The organism is uncultured Vibrio sp., assembly GCF_947488985.1.
In the GTDB taxonomy this organism is placed as follows: domain Bacteria; phylum Pseudomonadota; class Gammaproteobacteria; order Enterobacterales; family Vibrionaceae; genus Vibrio.
On record NZ_CANLBV010000343.1, the window covers coordinates 1 to 322 of the forward strand.

Below are 322 nucleotides of genomic sequence, written 5' to 3' on the forward strand. Positions count from 1 at the left end.
CTATCGGATTTTTACATGTTGGTAGGATCATTCAACTGATCTGCCGATTATTGTCTTAACTGATCGGCATTAGAGCTAGCGCTCTTACGTTCAAAAGTGACTGAGCTTGAATCTACGGTACTCACTCTTCACCAATCTCTAGGCGAAAGTGAATCGAACATACTCACACTTCGACAATCTCTAGACGAGAGTAAATCGAACGTACTCACGCTTCGCCAATCTCTAAGCGAGAGCGAATTAACCATCCAATCTCTGGTTGAAAAACTCAACCTAGCGCGGCGTAAACGCTTTGGTAGTAGTAGCGAAACCATGCCCCCTCAGG

General features: G+C 45.0%; 1 pseudogene. It reads left to right on the plus strand.

What is annotated here, in order from left to right:
• Positions 1-96: 96 nt before the first annotated feature.
• Positions 97-322, plus strand: a pseudogene (locus Q1A70_RS20585) (IS66 family transposase); the annotation flags it as partial.